This is a genomic window from Enterococcus sp. DIV0574 (assembly GCF_051711125.1).
Classification (GTDB): domain Bacteria; phylum Bacillota; class Bacilli; order Lactobacillales; family Enterococcaceae; genus Enterococcus_D; species Enterococcus_D gallinarum.
On the sequence record NZ_JBIOMA010000001.1, the window covers coordinates 3,035,922 to 3,054,985 of the forward strand.

13 protein-coding genes are annotated in these 19,064 nt (G+C 41.6%); 2 read left to right on the forward strand and 11 right to left on the reverse strand.

Annotated elements, in window-relative coordinates; genetic code table 11:
• Positions 1-106 precede the first annotated feature (106 nt).
• Complete coding sequence (locus tag IGJ45_RS14450) at positions 107-1,612, forward strand: helix-turn-helix domain-containing protein (RefSeq protein ID WP_029486290.1); 1,506 nt, start codon at positions 107-109, stop codon at positions 1,610-1,612.
• A gap of 365 nt (positions 1,613-1,977) precedes the next feature.
• Positions 1,978-2,340 carry an iron chaperone gene (locus IGJ45_RS14455; protein WP_096710893.1) on the forward strand — a complete coding sequence of 121 codons (363 nt, stop codon included), beginning with the start codon at positions 1,978-1,980 and terminating at the stop codon, positions 2,338-2,340.
• 133 nt (positions 2,341-2,473) lie between these two features.
• On the opposite strand, the gene IGJ45_RS14460 is transcribed toward IGJ45_RS14455, so the two are convergent.
• The 11 genes from IGJ45_RS14460 to IGJ45_RS14510 form a co-directional block, all read right to left on the reverse strand.
• A complete protein-coding gene (locus IGJ45_RS14460; protein ID WP_003128119.1) occupies positions 2,474-2,836 on the reverse strand; it encodes a hypothetical protein in 363 nt (120 codons plus the stop codon).
• Between the two features lie 114 nt (positions 2,837-2,950).
• Positions 2,951-3,406: a low molecular weight protein-tyrosine-phosphatase gene (locus IGJ45_RS14465; protein WP_096710892.1), complete on the reverse strand. Its 456-nt coding sequence runs from the start codon at positions 3,404-3,406 to the stop codon at positions 2,951-2,953.
• Between the two features lie 2 nt (positions 3,407-3,408).
• Positions 3,409-3,978: a TetR/AcrR family transcriptional regulator gene (locus IGJ45_RS14470; protein ID WP_005470091.1), complete on the reverse strand. Its 570-nt coding sequence runs from the start codon at positions 3,976-3,978 to the stop codon at positions 3,409-3,411.
• Between the two features lie 149 nt (positions 3,979-4,127).
• Positions 4,128-5,609: a helix-turn-helix domain-containing protein gene (locus IGJ45_RS14475; RefSeq protein ID WP_096710891.1), complete on the reverse strand. Its 1,482-nt coding sequence runs from the start codon at positions 5,607-5,609 to the stop codon at positions 4,128-4,130.
• Complete coding sequence (locus IGJ45_RS14480; protein WP_021150586.1) at positions 5,587-6,078, reverse strand: hypothetical protein; 492 nt, start codon at positions 6,076-6,078, stop codon at positions 5,587-5,589. Before IGJ45_RS14480 ends, IGJ45_RS14475 begins: the two co-directional genes overlap by 23 nt.
• Before the next feature lie 254 nt (positions 6,079-6,332).
• Complete coding sequence (locus IGJ45_RS14485; RefSeq protein ID WP_029486287.1) at positions 6,333-7,394, reverse strand: DUF916 and DUF3324 domain-containing protein; 1,062 nt, start codon at positions 7,392-7,394, stop codon at positions 6,333-6,335.
• A 70-nt stretch (positions 7,395-7,464) separates the two neighbouring features.
• A complete protein-coding gene (locus IGJ45_RS14490) occupies positions 7,465-8,166 on the reverse strand; it encodes a WxL domain-containing protein (protein WP_096710914.1) in 702 nt (233 codons plus the stop codon).
• 56 nt (positions 8,167-8,222) lie between these two features.
• Positions 8,223-8,936 carry a WxL domain-containing protein gene (locus IGJ45_RS14495; RefSeq protein ID WP_021150589.1) on the reverse strand — a complete coding sequence of 238 codons (714 nt, stop codon included), beginning with the start codon at positions 8,934-8,936 and terminating at the stop codon, positions 8,223-8,225.
• Positions 8,937-9,244: 308 nt separating this feature from the next.
• Positions 9,245-14,173 (reverse strand): hypothetical protein, encoded by a 4,929-nt coding sequence (locus IGJ45_RS14500; RefSeq protein ID WP_096710890.1) that lies wholly within the window; start codon positions 14,171-14,173, stop codon positions 9,245-9,247.
• Between the two features lie 623 nt (positions 14,174-14,796).
• Entirely contained in the window at positions 14,797-15,762 is a 966-nt protein-coding gene (locus IGJ45_RS14505; RefSeq protein ID WP_003128108.1) for a LacI family DNA-binding transcriptional regulator, read from the reverse strand.
• 12 nt (positions 15,763-15,774) lie between these two features.
• Positions 15,775-19,056, reverse strand: a complete 3,282-nt coding sequence (locus IGJ45_RS14510) for a GH36-type glycosyl hydrolase domain-containing protein (protein ID WP_096710889.1) — start codon at positions 19,054-19,056, stop codon at positions 15,775-15,777.
• Between the last annotated feature and the right edge of the window lie 8 nt (positions 19,057-19,064).

The following is a 19,064-nucleotide window of genomic DNA, read 5'->3' on the forward strand; positions in this document are numbered from 1 at the left end:
CATTAAAAATGACCTACCATTTTTGAAAGGTAGGCCATTTTTTTTGATAAAAGACTGACAGTTGAAACAAAAACAGGTACAATAGACCCATTAAAGGAGGATATTTATGTTTTACGAAGAACTTATGATGGATCCGCAAACGTTGATCAAATTTAAATTATTCCGGCGCATGCTTACTTTACAAAATCCAAATCATCCAATCGCGCAATTAGCCAAAGAAATGGACTTGAGCTATCAGCAAACATTCATTGAGTTGACTGAGATCGATCAAGATTTACACGAGTTGACCCCGGATCACTTGTCAATACTTGGACGTGGTGGCAAGCTGCAGCCCCAAAATATTGCGGCAACGATTGATGAGTACCGGTTTTATCTTTTGAACAAGAGCGTACCATTCTTATATGTTCTTTATATGCTGAATGAAGAAAATCCTACCATTACGGATTTTTGCAAGAAATATGATGTCAGCCGTTCAACAGTATCCCGAAAATTCGAACATCTAAAAAACCATTTGAAGCAGTTTCAATTGCGTTTTACTTATACAGAATCGAATCTCGTTGGCGACGAGCGCTTAGTGCGTCTTTCCTTATTCAATATCATTTGGTTAGGCGTCCGGGGGATCAAATGGCCTTTTGCCGTTTCTGAGTCTGATGCAGAAGCTTTCGTCGATGAGTTTGCTAGCTATTTTCCTATCTCTCGTTCTTATCTAGGGAAGCTAGAGTTAAAATATTTTGCTGCGTTGGTCCTTTTACGCATTAGAAAAGCGAATTTTGCAAAATACGACCGCCGTTATAATTTTTTGATGAAAAACAATCGCTATTATGATTTCAATCGCTTGCGTACCACGTTGACTGCCGATACTGAATTAACAGAAAAACAGCTTAAAGGAGAATCAAGTTTTATCTATTTGCTCTCCCAAATGCTACCCTTCTACTTGTCTGAGGAAGATCCTTCCTTGCAACAAACATTGACATTCTATACGACTAAACAGAATCCGATCTATCCGTTAGTTTCTGATTTCCTTGCCCAAATGAAACAGACCTATTTTGCTGGACAGCAGGAACTTTTAGATGATCCTATCTTGATTGGTAATCTAATCAATGCGACCTTTGGCAACTACGTCTTTCGACAACCGTTTCCTAATATTTACCGGCTGCTCACCCTTTCCATGGGACATGGTCTGCCACAGGAACAATTGCATCAGCATATCGATCAATTCTTTACCGACTATCGCTCTTCCAATAATGTAGACTATATCAATGACACCAATCAAGAACAGTTAGCAGCGATGTTTACTCACGTCTTGTTACCATTCTATGATAAGATCCGCTACGCCAATCGGCTGCATGTCGGTGTCGTTTTGGAAGACAACTTTTTACTTGTCCAATCCTTGAATCAATTTCTGCAAGACCTGACCTTTGTGCAAGCGGATCCTTATGATCCGCAATTGAAGGAACCCTATGATTTAGTGATTAGTTCCAATCAATTGATGAAAAAAATGAACCCAACGATGGCAACTTATCTATGGGATTATGCAGCTGCTGATGCTCAATACATCGATCTTTATCGTACGTTGAAAAAATACTTCAATGAAAAAAATCAGCACGTGTAACCGAATCGTTATCTTTTCTTAAGAACTTCCGAAAACTTTTGTCACAGAATATTCATATTTAGTTAGTATAGTATAAGCATACCAACAAACAACCCTAACACTTTTTCATTTTTAACTCCTTCCCGCCGGCCACCCACCGGCGGGTAATTTTTTGTCTCTTTTTCTCTAGAAAGCAATCTTTACAACTTTCCAAGCTTTTCTCCACAAAAAATTCACATTTGCCGACTATAGTATAAGCATACCAACAAACAACCCTAACTAACACTTTTCATTTTTAACTCCTAGCCTGTCAGCCACCCACTGACAGGCTCCTTTTTTTGTAAAATTCCTTTCTGTAGTACAATCAATACAAAAAGGGGAGCTTTATGACAAACACCATTGAAACGGTTGATCAGTATATTGCTGGCTTTCCGGATCATTCCACTGTATTGCAGGAGGTCCGAAATTTGATCAAAACAGTCCTGCCGGATGCCGAAGAGCGGATTCGTTATCAGATGCCAACCTATTTCCAAACAGAGAATATCGTCCACTTTGCCTGTGCAAAAGAGCACATAGGATTTTATCCAACACCCTCTGCCATTCTTGCTTTTGAAAAAGAATTGCAGTCTTATAAGACCAGTAAAGGAACAATCCGTTTTTCGTTTACAGAACCTATTCCTTATGATTTGATTGCTCGAATAACCGCTTGGCGTTTGCAAGAAGTTTTAGCGAAAACAACTACCGATTAACTAAAAAAGTGTAACAAAAAAGTCTGTGAGTGTAATAAAACAACGTCCTAAGATCAGCTTGATTGCTTCTTCCGCCTACATGGCTGCTATCTGCTGTTTTGGTCTCTTGTTTTACTTACGTCACAGACTTTTTTTACTTTTCGGGCCGCGTTGCTTTGACCTTTAATGTGCTGACCTTTAAAACGCTGGCTAAAGGGATCATACGAATTTGTTGCCGATCACTTTGCAGTTTCAAAACGACTTGTTCTTTCGCAACCGTTTTTCCAACGATCCAACCGGTAACGGTTTCAAAATTGCCAACCTTCTCGGTTTTCACTTGTAAGACGACCAGATGTTTGTCACTGGCCGCTTTTTGCAAAATTTGCCGAATCTCATTGATCTTTTCAGTTTGATTTTTTTTATCGGCATTGTCACTGAAGAAAGTATCCAACAAGGTTGTCGAAGTCATGACAATCAACTTGCCCAGCTGTCTGATGGGAGATGATTTCTTTTCCATTGGTCTTTCCTTTCTGCTAACAGCAGCGGGTTTCTCTAAAACCGCACATACGTTCTCGTTTATTGCTTTTATTTTAACAAATTTTGAGGAAAAAACAAGCGAACATTCCCTTTATTAGGCAGCATTTTTTATTTTTTCTATCCAAAGGGGCAGTCCTGCTTGAATCAAGCGGTATGTTTGGTTGAAATCTCCTGTGTAATAAGGATCTGGAATATCTTCTCCCTCTCCAGGAACGACACTTAAGTACGTGTAAAGCTTATGCTGCATACCTGCTGGAGCCATTGTTGAAAGGTCCTCATAATTGTTACGATCCATGCCAATGATCCAGTCATAGGTTTCAAAATCCTCAGAAGTGATCTTGCGGGAAACCATGTTCTGCCAAGAAATCCCCGCATCTGCTAATAGTTGACGAGTTCCTTGATGAGGCGGATTACCCGCTTCCCATGAACTAGTGGCTGCTGAATCGATCTGCCAAGGCAATTGACGTTCTGCTATTGCTTGCTTGAAAAGCCCTTCTGCCATCGGTGAACGACAAATATTTCCTAAACAGACAAATAAAACTTTCGTCATGATTATTGCTCCTCTTTTTGATAAATTTGATAAGAAAAAAATTCCACATCTTTTGCCAAGCGAAAGAGTTGGGTCGCGATTTCTAATGGCATTTCCGGAAAATCATCACGAATCCAAGTTTCTAAGATTCCACTACAGCCATAAGAAAAGAAACGGCTGTAAAAAGCAATGTCTTGTTGCGACAATTGTTGCTCTTCATCGACTTCATCAAACAAGCGCTGAAATAAAGGCTCCGTAATTTGATAAAACTCACTCATCAGAATATCCCGGTCATAAGTAACAGATTTCCGATAGAAGGTTCCGTTTTGCCGCATCGCCTTCAACATTTTCAAAGCTGCTTCTTCCCAATTGTCTAGCGAAATGTTTTCAGATGTTAGATAAATCAGCGCATCTGTTTTGTAGATCCAACGAATCAATGCTTTTTTATCCGGGAAATGATAATAAAAGGTTTGTCGATTGATCTGCGCCTTCTCAGCCAGCTCTTGAATGCTGATTTTGTTTAATTCTTTTGTCTCACAAAGTTCAACGAATGTTTGACCAATGACTGCTTTGGTTTGATTCCCTTCTGCCATGGTACACCTCTTTTTCAAATTCTCTCCTTATCATACCAAATTTCCAACTAAAAAAGTATTCTTGCAGAAAAAATCCCAGCTATTTCACTAGCTGGGATCAAAAAAAGAGCTGAAAACAATTTCAGCTCTTTTTTTAATAATGCAATCCTTCACGTCCCAATCGGTTGGGTGAACTTATTTCTCAAATTTTTTTTCAAAAATTCTCTGCGGATGCCCACGACTTTCTCGGTAAAGTTGACCCAATCCACTGGACGCGGCGGCGCCAGCCACAAAATATGATTGATCCCCATTGCCCCATAAAAAGGCATGTTTGAAAGAGTCAGATGAGTCTTTTCATCCGGAAAACTTTGAAACTGAATATTCAAATCGAGAATCTTTTCAATATTGTTGCGAATCATTTGATTATACGAACGACCATAAGAAAAATCGACACATACATAGAGAGGAACAGATATTTCTTTTAATGGGATCGTTGAGATCAATAAAATCAGATAGCGAAAGAATAGAAATTCCTTGTTGTTCCACAAAATGGGTCGGTTCCGGTTAGCTTCAAGGTAATTCCGACAAAAAGCCACATATTCAGGGTATGTTTGCAGGAAATAAGTGACGTCCAAATGTTGATACTCGCATCGCGAACTGAAAGAAAATGAAAGCAGTTGGTAATGAATGTTCGTCAATTCAGTTGTAAGCAGTGCTAGAAGCTCTTGGGAAAGAGCAAAACGACCACTAAGTTCTGTATAGAAATGTTCATTTAATTGGGTGATATAATGATTTTGATCAATGTAGCGGTCATTTTCTACTAACCAGCCTTCTACGATCAGAAACCGCAATATCTCCTTTGCTTCCCGCTCTAAGGTAGTCAGGCTCACCGTAGGCAAGATCTTCGCCAGCCAGTCTTTCAGCTCTTCAATGATTCGTAAGTGTTCAGCATTGATCAAACCATCCTCAACTGTATTTTTCAGAAAATGACCATTGCACATTCGGGTAATAATGATTCCTAAGTATTGTTCTTTGCGGATCTGCATTCGGGCAGATTGCTGAGGGTTCAACCAGCCTTGACTATTAAGCGCATCGAAAGTCTTTCTTTTTGTTTCGATTTCTTTCGGAAAAACCGACTGATTCAAATAGTATTCTTTCATAAAAAACAATAATATGAATTCCCTTATTTCATTTTCTTCACCGATCAATCGAAATTCCTTCGTCACCTCAATGTCATAATCATTAAGGATCTGCTTGAATTGTTTAAATTCTTTATACACAGGCGTATGGCTTAAAAAATGGTTCGTAGCGAATTCATAAAGTGAAGACAGTTGTTCAAAAAAACATTCTTTCAGCATGGAAAATTTCAGTGACTGGTCCAAATAATAGGTCAAGACGTTATCAGAGGTTGCCAAACCAGAAGCATTTAATTTGATCACGGTCCCATCAGTCACAATACCAAACTCTTCATCCAATCCAAATTCATAAAAGTCCGTGTTTAATTCTTGAACGGTCTTGTTGATCAAAAATTCGGACATTGTCAGATTATCCATCAATGCCTCTTTTGTCTCGGATAAAGAAACCGCATTTTCCAAGTATTGAAGCAGCACCAATTTTCGCTTATCCGCTTTATTCAAAAATGTCAAAAACATGCGTTTTCAGGCCTCCATCATTCTTTTGCCCATAAAGGACACTTCCGGTAAATAAATAGCACAAGCTTGTAAGATAAGACGGCTGATCATTGCCATCACCACCTGAATCATCGTCTGGCATTGCTAAGTCGACCGACAGACTATTTGCAAGGAAGATATCTTCCACCGTCACGCGTTTTGCCAGCTGCTTGCCATCAGCCAAAAACGGTTTTGTTAGATTCAGTAACGGCTGTTCCTTTTGACTGTTTTCTTTTGATTTGGGTTCTTCCTTAGGCGATGCTGGTTCTGCTGCTTTTGGTGTCTTCTCATCAACAGGCGCCTCGTTGATTTCTGGAGGGTCTTTCGGAACGATTTCTTCTGAAGGATTCAGCGGATTATAGATGGTAGCGAATACGACCTGTTCGGTAACAAGGTCGATCATTCCGATAATAATACAGGCTCCTAAAACAAAGCTAAATTTGCGTTTCATTGATTATTTCACCGCCTTAACATAGTTCTATCTGGCATCTCACTTGGGCCTCTCCTCACGTACCATCAATAATCGATGAATCTATCAAAGACAGCCCCACACCATTAGGTGTAGCTGAAAAAGCCAGCTGTTCTTACTTGCTGCTAACTTGTTGTCCTAACTGGAGATCTTTCTCCATAAGACTTACTTTGAGAAACAGGAAAGAAAATGATTCCGCAATGAATCGGCTATCGCTCATCACTTTTCAAAACCAGTTACTCTCCTTCATTCTTTTTCTGACGATGCCAAACAATCAGAAATGCAATGATCACCAAGAGGAGTCCAATCAATAAATATTGCCACGTATGATCTTCTTCGATAGTGACATCTTTCCGATTGAGGTCTCGCGCAACATCGCCAGCCACTGTAAACTCTTTTTTAAATTCCCATCTGTATAAATATCTTTCTTCCTCATCACCATTCTTGACTTTATATTGTCCTTCATCGCTTTTTCCGCTGTAGGCAACAGATTTCAGCAGGTAAGTACCTGCTTCAAGCTTTTGTCCTTCTAATGAGATGGGATAAGAAAAATGGGAATTTGGTGCCATCTGCATACCAGAAGTATCAGAAGAATAGCGGCTGTCGTTTTGCCCTTTTTTAGTGACATCGTTGATCAAACAAAATGAATTCAAATAGGCAGCGGTCGGATTTTGAAAAGTCACATTGATTACATTGCGGGCATTCACTTGATCAGGTTCGACGGCTAACAACTTCAAATCTGGAACGATTTCATCCGTTGTTTGTCTCAACAAAATTGCGACGACATAGGCATATTCATTTTTGATCGCTAATCCTTGATCCTCGGACTGATCAGAGGCTTCTTCCTGCTTTTCTTTTAATGTCAGTCCACCGGAAATCACGCCTTTAAATGATTCTGAAGGCATGCTTACTTTTAAAGGCAAAGTCACTTGAGACTGTTTGGGAATCGTGATGGTCTCTGCGATGTCTACCAAATCCTTCAAATTGTGCGTTAAGGTTTCATCAGGTTCGATATCATTTTGACCATACTCAACAACGCCGTTTAGATTGGTGGTTGCCGAAGCGATCTTCGGCTCAATCACTACGTCCTTATCCGTATCATTTCTTAATAGAACCTCCACCGTTTGAACAGCACCTGGTGACATCTTCAAATCAAAATAAGTCTTAGATTTGTCTATTTGGTTCTCTGGTATGACTGGATTTACTGCAAAATTGAATTCAGAGGCCATGCCTCTTACCGAAATAAAAAAGAAAAGACTTGCCAAAACCAGTATAATGAGCTGTTTACTTTTTTTCATGATGGATTTTCCCTCTCTATCTATGTACCACCCTTACGTATCAAAACCTTACACTTAAAGGGACTGGTTGCTATGGATTTGTCGGGGTATCAGTTAGCAGCCAGGTAAATGTGGTACTGTACTTCACGGCATATTTCGTTGTTGAGCCAGGCACTTCTAATTCAATACTATCTACTGCTGCGAATAAACTGTCACCCCAGCTCATAAGATAAGTACCGGCTCCTTCCCCTTTTTGGGCACTCATGACTAATGATTCAGCCCCATTGGGATCCAGGGTAATCGTGCTTTTAAAATTAGAAGGTTTTGGGGATTCGGATGGTGTAACGATCGTCCCGTTAGTCAAGCGAATTTGAGCTGCTCTTAATTCTTGGTCTTTCCCTGTTTTAAATTGGCCATTTTGTTTGACATGCAACGTCCAGCCGCTTTCCGTTCCTCGGTTATCTGTGACTTGTACAAAATTTGGTCCTTCTTGTTCTGCACCTGCTGCATCCTCATATTTTTGCAATGAGGCATGGTAGACTTCCGTTTTTGAAGTGATTTTTTGCATGCCAAAATACAAACTGGAGGCAAAGTCGATCGATAACGGTCCGTTGGTTCCTGGTTCAGGTTTGCCATCTGGCGTGGTGGGATCGACTGGTTTGATTGGATTGTCTGGATCTGGGTCTATTGGACTGATTGGATCCGTTGGCTCCGTGTTTGGTTCAAAGACAATTTGACCATTTGAATGATAAGCTGCCACTTCTGCTGCTTGAGCAGTGATCGTGCTCGTCATTCCCAATCCTACGAATACTGCTGCGGTTACTATTTTTTTCACTTTTCTGCCCCTTCTTATTCAGTCTCTGGTACATTTTTGAGGTACCAAGTCAAGGTTGTTCGATATTCTTTGGCTAATTTAACCGAACGACCAGGAATGTTTAATTTTACAGCTGCCGCTCCTTCTGATGCATCAGCACCAAAGCGATAGATCCAAGTCCCCATCCCTTTGCCTGCCGGGACATTCACCAAGTTCATTTCACTATTGGGAACAAATGTGTGATTCTCTACTACTGTTGGTGCATACTGCTTATCTGTCACAGAAATTGCTGTTCCGGAAGAAATTGATAATGAAGCCCCTGCTAGCACTTCACTCTGTGCTGTCTTAAATTGACCGTTCTGTATGACGCTAAGAGACCAGCCTTCTTGAGTCCCCCGTTTATCTGTGACTTGCACATAATTCGGACCTGCTAAACTTGAAGTGAACTCTTGCAGTTTTGCATAGTAATCCATTGTTTCTGATGTGATCTTTTGATTGCCAAATTGGAAACTGGAGGCAAAATCAATTGACAACGGCCCAGCAGTTCCTGGATTTGGTCCCATTGGATCCGTGGGATCGACCGGGTCGACTGGTTTTTCCGGATCGGTAGGGTCGACTGGTTTAGTGAGATCATTATCCGTTTCAAAAATAATTGCCCCATTTGATGTATACTCTGCTGCAACTGCGGTGATCGGCAAGATTATTGAACTAAGGATGACGATACCCATCGTTATTAAACTCTTTTTCATTTCATTTGCTCCTTTTTGATAAAATACCTAGTGCTGCCAACAAGCAACCCCCATCGCGAGTTAACTGGAAGAGTCAGAACCCGTTGTGGGTAAGATTTTATGTCCTTGTTGGTCGAATGGCTGATTTCTCAGTACTTTCGCCTATGGTCTTGGATTTTTTGCTGGATATTCCTAAACGCCATAAAATGACGTTCCGCCATTGCTGTCATCCGCGCCTATTTCAGCAGCTAAGGTAGTTGCCAAAAACAAGAATAATCAGCCGAGCAAACTTGCATTAATGACTATTTTTATCTTTACTCTTCTGCCTTTTATGGATTGCCTGGAGCAGATACTAGTTGCCAGGATAACGTTCCGCTATATTCGCCTATTTTTTGCTTTTCTACCGGAACAACTAATTTAAGACCTTTATTCGCTGTTTCTCCCCATTCTTGATTCACATGATAGTCGCCGTTTTCGGTCAATTGCGTCTCTTCAACGATAATTTCCCCATTTGTTAGTAATTGCTCTTCCCCATTTTTTACAAAGAACAACGTATTTTCTAAATGATCTGTCCCATTACTCAAGCTCTGCTGTTCTTTCACAGTGAGCCGCCAAGGACTTCGTTCAGATCCTCGTGTATCTTTGACAATCAAATCTCCTTGAATGTCAGGCCAATACGTTTGAGTGGTGGTAGTGATTTTTTGTGCCCCAAAATCGATAGTTGTCGGTACACTGCTCAAGGTCAACTCACCAGCGATCGCCACATTCACTGTTTTTTCAGCAGTTTGCCCATTTTCGGTGAAATGATACGTAGTTGTGACATTTTTTAGCAGCTCTTCTTCGCTTGTTTGCTGGATCGATTCGAGTGCTTCTGGTGCAACTTGCGGCAACTGCTCGTCTCGACCATCAGCAAAAATCGTTGCGGCTTCCGTATATGCTGCTAAATCAGCTTGATTCGTGATAGCCGTTGCTTCCCCTAAAGTCAAGCGGCTATCTTTGGCAAAGACAGCGAATTGCCGATTGCTTGCCAAGGCACTCTCATTTTTCACGACTACCAGATTGACTGCTTGTTCTACAGATGATTGATTTGCTGCTCCTGCTTTGAATGAAACAAGATGCTTGCGAGAAGTTGCTGACCCCAATGGTTTTTGAATCTCTGCTATTGCTTCTTCCGTCAGACTATCTGTAAAGAATGGGCGTCCTTGTGCCTGCAAATAGTCCAGTGCATCTTCTTTAGTGAGGTTCTCAGCTTCTTGTTCTGTAATGATTGCGTTCTGAGCACGAAGTTCAGCTTGATTCGAGTAAGAAACCTTCACTTGATAGCTGTATTCACCATCGGGAATCTGCCAATCGACTGGATCTGAAGACGATTGTTCTGGGATTGTTTCTGTCGCACTAGCAACTTTGCTTGACTGGATCTGTCCAGCATAAAACCAAGAACCTTTATTCTGGGTTTCTGGTGTAAAGGTCAGTATCGGTAAATTTGACCCAGTATACGGAATAAGCAGCCGCCCTTTTTGAACCTGGATGCCAGCAATATCTGTTCCCCATGCTTGAATCACAAGTGGCGCATTATTTTCTTTAACGCCTGTCACGTCATGAGTGATTGAACCTTGCCCATCAGCGATACCGGGCATTTCGACTTCATAGTCGATCACTGAACCAGGAATCGCAATTCCGTAGCCATTGACTCCCGTCACATCATTGTCCCCAATGAATGTTTTACCAGTCGCTTTTTCGATGCCGCTAAAAGTGATCGGCGTGATCGGCGTCGCATTGTTTGCAACTGGATTGATAGTCAATACTTGGTAGCTTGTGACTTCTCCAAACCAAGTGCCCTGACTTTTTGCTCGTGCTGCAGCATCATTCTCCGTATTTTTGATCCAAGTCAAATGATCTTTTTTTGAATCTGGCACTTCAAAATCGGAAAGGTTGATCCGACCAGTACCCGGAGGAGATTCAATGGTTGCCTCATCTTCGATGGTTAACTTACTGCCTGAAATCATGTTGTTTGCTGAAGAAATTCCAATACCGGCATTTTTCGACAGCTGGATCGTCCCAAACTGGTGATAAGTCGTACTATGGTTGGCCGCTGTAGCTGAGCGCCCATTTTTTATATCCCCACCGGTAGCCATCAATGTCAATCCGTTAGTCACAGTTAATTCGGTAAAATTCACGAGACCTAATCCTGTCATAGATATGGGCTCATCTTGGTAAGCATTGGTTCCATCTACATTCTCGCCAAAATTCATTTTGACTTGATTGGTGCTGTTAGCAACGATTGCATTGGTGAAATTGTCCGTTGCATTTCCGCCAGAGATCCCATTGATACTTTTCGCCCCTTGAATACGCATCTCTACATCGCGCAAAATCTGATTAGAGGAAATATTCGAGTAATAGGTGGTATATAAATTACCAATACTGGAATCTTCCGCTTGAATGTTCATCATGATCTTGCCGCTTCTCGTATTGCTAGCAGTTCGGCCGCCATCCCCATAAATCGTGGCACCGTTCAAGACATCCGATCCTGGTTTTGTATAGATGTTCAGCGTAATCGTATTGGATGTATCTGTTCCGACAATATTTGTACTGTTGAATGGATTTCCGCCAGAAATATTGGTCCCGCTAGGCAGCTTAAACTCACCGTCATAATTTCTTAAATCCAATGTTAAACTTGCATTTCCCAATAGTCTGCCATTATTAGTCACACCGCCAGAAAAACCATTAGAGCTAGTTCGTGGGGTACCGGAAAAGTTCCCGCCGAAAATCCGATTATTCGAATTTCCGTTGATCGTATGAGAACTGGAATCTCCGTATGAAGCCCCTAGAGAGGCATTGATCACCCCATCATAAACCGTTACTGCCACGTTCCCACCAATCAAGAGATCGTTCCAGCCGCCGCCAGACAAGAACCAATCCACTTGTCCGTTATTGACTGTCGTTTCACCATTACCATAGACTCTTCTACCGGTATAGCCAGTACCTTCAAGGGTGTCTACGATCCCTGAGTTCAATGTATTCGATGCATTTCCTTCAATAACTCCAGAGAAAGAGCCGCCATAGGTCCAGCGAGCAACCGTATTATTTAGAATTGTTTTAGTATTCCCTTTGATGTAGATATTCCAGGTAGTTCCCGGATCTCCCCCACCGCCGACAATATCCCAGCCAGATAGTTCCCCTCGATTTTTGGTTGTTGTGGAATAAGCAAGGTTGGTCGGTTTTGATCCTTTATAAGCAATACCGTCTCCACCTGGACTGCCATCTGCTGTAATCGACCCCACTTCAATCGTGGTATTCCCATCAATATAACCGCCGCGACCTGCAGCTGTAGTATATGTTGCACCATTTGAAAAAGAACCGCTGACCAGATGGGAGGTAATATTGCCGTATACTTTGAAACTTGCTCCCGCTTCTGCTAATTGAGCCCGTTGTGCGGGAGTATAATTGTCGTAAGTCGTTGTATTCGAAGCTCCCATCGAACTTTGTGAGAGCGTGCTGACATTGTTCCCGCCGCCGCCATTGAAATCACCGATCCCACCGACACTAGCGCTAGGACCCGCTTTGACCGTATTTACGATGTTTCCATTGATTGTGCCAGAGTATCGATTACCACCTTCAAAAGTTGCCCGGCCTGTAGAATAGAGACTCGAATCAAGATTCGTTACGATGGCATCTTTAGCAGGTTCCGAGCCAATATTTCCATAATAGGAACCGCCGATAAAACGATTGGCTGTCCCAGTCCAGCCTCCACTACCGGAAACAGTGCTGTTGATTCTACCGTCGATCGTTCCATACTGAACCCCTCCGACAAACGTTCCCAACCGAAAATTGGCATTTTTCGTAGCAATCGTCGTTTCAACATTCCCAGTCACATTGGCTGCATTTGTAGCACTTGATCCAACACCACCGCCATAATAGTTTGTCAATGTGCCATTCAATTGCTTGATCGCTACTTTTGTATTGCCATCGATCGTTCCAACATTGGCTCCCCCTGCAATGGTACTTATCCCAGAGACGGTATTGTTTACGTTGATCGTTACATTCCCCTTCAACGTTCCGCCGCTTTGGTTGCCCCCATAAATATTCCAAGTACCTGAACCCGTGTTATTCACATGGATCGTCGGATTGCCTTCCAGATCCCCACTGTTTGTGCCACCATATATCGTAAAGCCATTTCCAACGGCACCCCCATTGAGGAAAAGACTGTGCCCGTTCATGTAAATCGTCGATCCCCTATAGTCGATATTGCGAAACACGATATCCGAGCCAAAATAATTATTCGTTGAGAAATCAACCCGTCGACTGCCTGAAGCCAATGTTGTCGCATCTGTGATGGGATCGTTAGCATGACCAGTTAATATCAAGCGACTAACTTTCCCTTGTAATGCATAAAACGTGATATTGCTACTGTCTACTGTGCTTGGTATTGTTTTGGCTGTCAGATCAGCCGGTAAAGTCAAGGTACCCCCTGATCCGACATACAAAGCAAACTCACCGCCATTGCCATTTTGATACATATCAAACAAGGCTTGCCGAAAGCCATCGACACTATTTGCATACTCAGCGTAAGTTTCCCCATCGCCTGCAGGACTTGGAACGGCAACAAGTCGTGAAGGATCTGCACTTGCAATAATATCTTTGATGGACAGGTCTACTAAGGAACCGCTAGACCGGACACTCACGCCCTGTTTAAAAACTGCTAGCAGGATCTGATCATGATCTAGGTCCACGTTTTGCAATGCTTCATTACTATAAATTTTTCCTTCTAGCTGCCAGCCTTCAAAGGATGCCGGATTTTTAAAGGAAGGAATGTCCGTTGCTGTAAGACGTTCCCCTTTTTTCTTGCTGATTTGAAGGCTTGTTTCTCCTGTTTCCAACAAACGCCCTTCAGCACTTTTGAAGGTTATCGTCAGTTCTTCTGACTCTTGTGAAGAACTAGTAACAGATTCTTGGGAATGAGATTCAGATGCTGAATGTGCTGGCGATTCATCCGATTCTGCTGTTTCAGTCGCTTCAGATGTTTCGTTTGTTTCGTTATCCTGACTTGCGGTACCTTCACTGCTTTCACTGCTACTTTCTCTGTTACTCGTGATACTTTCCTTATTATCTATATCGCTAAGCTTTTCTAACTCGTTTAAAGTATCCGTTGTTTCACTTTTTTGCGCGATACTTTCTGCATGTGCAACTACCTCTGTATATGAAAAACAAGGAGAAGATACTAATAGAAAAACAAGAAAATTGGTTAAAAAACGATTCACTTTATCCCTCCTGACTGAGTGAAAATGAGTAAAATATTGCGCAATACACGCATTATGCTATCCATAGTCTATATCCAAATAAAAAAAGGATTATAATTTTTTTTTCATCCATTCCAAAATTATGATTATAAATTGACATCCTAACCGCTTGTTTCTTCTCATTTTTGGCCTTGTCAGGCAGTTTGTTTGACATTTACTTGAAATGCTTGGAAAGGATAAATTTAGAGTTAATTTCACCTAGCATACTAAAAAAACGTAAGAGTTCAAGAGATATAATTAGAATAAGATTATAAAAATCACATAATAAAGCAATCTTTACCACTGAAAAATTAATCTATTATCCGAATTATTTGTACTTGATGCCCCTATATAGAAATCGCTAACATCATTTATATTTCATAGAATTAATAATGTTATAACGAATAATAATTCACTGTATTTTCTAAAATAAAATAACTCAAAGTATAATAACCGAAAAAAAATTTATAATTTTTTCTAAACAACATTAGAAAAATAATACAATCATAAAAAATAAAATAACTATTAATCTAATTTAACAGCATGTATTTTTATTTCCGTGCGCAAAAAAAGCACCAAACAGTCCTCTGTTTGGTGCTTCATTTTCAATTATTTGGAAAAGAACGTCCATCAATAAATGTTGTATAGATATGCTCGTCCTCTACTTGCTCTCCTTGAATCGATTTGACGATTTTCTCTGAAGCAATCATTCCCCAACGATGCTTCGAGTAAGAAATTGTCGACAACCGCGGCTGTATAAACGCCCCTAATTCTGTATTGTCAAAACCAATGATGCGGATATCTTCTCCGATTTTTAAGTCTGTTTTACGTACATACTTATAAACCCCGATGGCCATTTCATCGTTTAAGGCAAAGATATCGATTGGTCTTAGCGGATTTTTTGCTAAAATTTCTTCTGCTCCCCGATACCCTGAGGGTTCAGTAAAATCACCAGCTATTACATCATAGGAAATGCCAAATCGGGTAAGCTCTTTGATACTGGCTTCTAACCGTTCTTGACTATCATAACTTTTTTCAGGACCAGCAAGTAAAAAGACATGTTGGCTGCCACCTGAAATCAATTTATCAATAGCCAGTGCCGCACCACCTTTATTATCCAAAAGGACTTGATGGATATTTTCATGATCGAGGATCCGATCTAGTACAACGATTTGATGTCCCCGCTGAGCATACCGCTCAATTTCCTCTGAAGGAAAAGTCCAATCTAAAATGATGGCTCCATCGATCATACGCTCTGGTATAAACAAATGGGATTTTTTGCCGCTGCAAACAATCATTTCGTAACCAAAAGTCTCGAGACTTTTTTTAATCCCGTCTAGCAACTCTCCATAGAAACTCCCCGCGTAGTCTGCGAGGTACACGCCAATGATGTTCGTTTGTCTGCGCTTCAGTGTACGAGCAGCCATGTTCGGAACATAATTCAAGTCACGAGCAATCGCTTGGATACGGGCGCGCGTCTCCTCCGTCACTTTAGGGCTGCCGTTCAAAGCATAGGATACAGTGGAAATAGACACACCGGCTTTTTTAGCAATATCTTTGATCCCTACCATGGCTCCTCCTTTCTATCGATAAATATCGATATGATTTATTTCCTTATTGAACAACGGCAGCACTGCTGATTTGTCTAAACAAAAGGCCCCTTTTCGATAGCTGTTTTCTGCTAGTGTATAGTCTACCGGTTGGCCATTGATCAATACCTGTTCTTTTGACGCTTCGTGAAAATGGATCTTAACCGGTTGATCAAAGACCCGGTAGGTCATCGTTAAGTCAGATAACTCAGTTGGCAAGACAGGATCAAGGAACAAATCATCTGCCATTTCGCGAATGCCCAAGACATTGCTGATCAATTGATTCAAATAGATACCTGGTCCGCTGGAGTACACGCGCCAACCGCCTTTTACACCGACGCTTCCATCTCTAAGTTTACCAAAATTCTCTTGGGCTTCAAGCCTTGTTTTGAAATCGCCGTCAGAGCTGCTGAAATAGACATTGGCTTGTCGCAGTTCTGCATTTGGCACGCGTTCTTGCAACTGAATAGGATTGATGACCCCTAAAGCATGCCAAGTTTCTTCTTTTTGTCCCAATTTGGCCATTGCTTCAGTAAAACGGATGTGGGCATGAACATATTGCAACCCGATTTCCCGACCAAAGTTCGCTGCTTGCTCTGCACGTTTGAAATTCGTACTGACCCCACCATGATAAGCCGCTGGACGATTCATCAAGCGAACGCCATCTGGATGTTGCAAGTGTTCTTTGATGATGCCTAAATGGTGCTCGGCTTCGTCCGGAGAAAGTAATTCACCGATCATGCTTTGCTGCATCGGCAACAATCGGTACTGAATCCCTGTCTTTTTGTCTTCTGGATGGATCATCAATTCCACATGTTCAGGGTCTTCCATATAAACAAATCCTGGGATGGTTCCTGAGGACAAAATGTATTTATCAAAATCTGTACGAATGCCGCTGACGATGGTTTGTAAATGATCAGCATAATTTGGATCATAGTCTTTCAGCTGTGCCGCTAGTTTCTTCATCACTTCATAAGTTAATGCAACTGTCCAACTGCTGGCCATCTGCTTTTTCAATTTGCTATTGTTTGGCTGCAGGGTATCATCCCAGTCCCCATCCCCATAACATGAAAGATACGTACCTTCCAAGAAATTCGCTTCGATATATGCAATCTCTTTCTGTAAATGATCATAAAGAGAAGCAGTTTGACTTGTCTTTAAGAACGTTTCGCGATCTGTATAAGGTATTTGCGTTTCTAAAATCGCGAAGTCCTTCGTTTTTTCCAAGTAATCGCTGACGACTTTCATTGGCCACACAATCACATCTCCATGACTTTCGTCGGCTTTTTGTTTTTCGTAGCGGTCAAACATAAACCATTGCGGCCAATTGCCATCGTCGGCAAATTGATTGGCAAAGAGGTGTTTGATGATCGACGCAACGATCTCTGGACGATTGACTGCTAAGAAAAATTCTGTTGGTCCTTGTGAGACATCTCTGGTCCCCCAAGCAGCACCGCCATACTGTTCCAAACCATGAGGAGACAAATAATGGACCAGCATGTTGTGCGTGTACCACCGAGAGAGCAAATTAAGAGTTTGGACTTCTGCTTGGTCATGGGTCAATTCAAATTGATTCAGCAGTGAATCAATGAACGTCACATATTTTGCTTCTTCTTGCTGCTTAGAAGACGCTTGTTCTCGGTAAGGATCTCCGGTCAACGTTCCTTGAATCTTAAGGGTAACTTCTGACTGATCCGCAAATGTCAGAACAGTTAGTGCGCCATCACTGTTTTCTTGTAAGAACAAGGAATCATCTGTCACATCAAAAGGCTGATCCGCCTGCAGATAATAAGTTAATTCTGGATACGCTTCTTTTACTGGTGACATAGTCCCGCTTGTGATCACTACTTGCTGCTCTTTTTTCACAACCGCTGTCGGTGCTTCTTCATCTGGTCCCATCAAAAACTGGTTGCTGATGGCCCATGAATAAGCCTTTTTGCTATGGATCGTCGTTCGGATCTCACGGCTGTCAAGCAGTGTATACGTCGTGACCGTGATCAAATCATCTGCTGTTTTGTAATACCACGTTGCAGAGTTCAGCCCCATCTCGAACGCAGATGGCATCGTCAATAAGCGCCACGTATCCTGTTCTTTCAAGTAGATCCGCTGTCCTGATCGTTTCATGACATTCAACGCATTACGGCTGTTACTCAATAATTTATTCATTGACGTATTCCCTAGAACGATCTGCGAATTGAAAATACCATACATATAAACCGTCGTACTAAGCAACGGCTGATCTACCACTAGATCACTGCCACTCAGCAATATATGCCCATGAGCCCGTTCCACGGCACTTTCTTTTTCCTTCAACACAACGTGACGGTAGTTTTCGGTAAAAAATGAATACATTTGGCCATCGATTCGTTCCATTGCTTCCTGTTTTGGAAATAGCGCGGAAATATCTGCTTCTGACAAGGTCTCTCCAGTCAATGCTGCTCCGAGTTGTTTTGCCGGAAGTAGCTGTGTCGTCAATGACTCAAAAGTCAATTTTTGAAACTGTTCCTTCAGAGAAGGGCGGTCGAATTGCGGACCGGATACTGCTTGTGGCTGATCTGCCTTGACAGCACTATAAAAAATGACTTCTGTTGTTTCGTCAGATAGCTGATAAGACTCGGACTGCAAAGCAATGTAGGCAAATTCATATTGATACACTTCATTCGCTAATGTTTCGTGCGCTAAGGCTTGCGCCAAATTAGTCACCTTGTATGTTCTGCCAAAAAATTGATACCCATCTGTTGAATAACTCCGCAAGGGTTGGAAACTTCCTTGTTCGACTAATGGAAATTTGCCGGATTGCGGTTGATTTTGACGAGAAGAGACGACGATCGTTCCGTTATCCTGAGTCACGTGGTGATCCAGATATTGAGAAACATACGCTTCATTGGACTGAACTGCTCCTTTTAGTGCATTGCCTATATCTTGACCATAAATGATATCTGCTTTTCCAGAACCCGTTAACTGGATTCGCCAAAACCAGCAATCTTCTGCCAGTTGCAAGTCCACTTGATAATGAACGTCCAAAAACTCTCCTGACCAAGACAACTGCTGTTGGGAATACCCAAACTTACTGGCTGAATTAGAACCGACCATCGGTGTCCAACGAATCCCTTCTGATGTATAGACTCGCAGATACAATTGATTCAAACTGCCGTCTAACGGATTGCCATTTAGTTGATTGATCATCATGCCATTGCTATCTATTTCATACAGATCCCCGGTTTTCAAAAATCTCAGGCGTGTCTGATTCTTTTCAAGAGTAATATATTGTGTCATATAAACCT